Source organism: Enterovibrio gelatinilyticus (genome assembly GCF_028683095.1).
Classification (GTDB): domain Bacteria; phylum Pseudomonadota; class Gammaproteobacteria; order Enterobacterales; family Vibrionaceae; genus Enterovibrio; species Enterovibrio gelatinilyticus.
The window spans coordinates 1-228 of record NZ_JAJUBC010000165.1 but is presented as its reverse complement, the minus strand read 5'-3'; the positions used below and the strand labels follow the sequence as shown (position 1 = coordinate 228).

The 228-nt window shown below is 50.9% G+C and carries 2 tRNA genes; both read left to right on the top strand.

Going from position 1 to position 228, the window contains the following annotated elements:
* Positions 1–70 precede the first annotated feature (70 nt).
* Positions 71–146, top strand: a tRNA-Glu gene (locus LRP50_RS25660).
* Between the two features lies 1 nt (position 147).
* A tRNA-Lys gene (locus LRP50_RS25655) sits at positions 148–223 on the top strand.
* Positions 224–228 lie beyond the last annotated feature (5 nt).

The window sequence follows — 228 nt, the reverse complement described above, 5'->3', positions numbered from 1 at the left end:
GAAAAAGTAAAGAGTGGTTGAGGTCCCAAACCTCAACGCATCAGCAGCGAAAGTTGTTGAAAAGATTTGTGTCCCATTCGTCTAGAGGCCTAGGACACCGCCCTTTCACGGCGGTAACAGGGGTTCGACTCCCCTATGGGACGCCACGGGTCGTTAGCTCAGTTGGTAGAGCAGTTGACTTTTAATCAATTGGTCGTAGGTTCGAATCCTACACGACCCACCATCTCC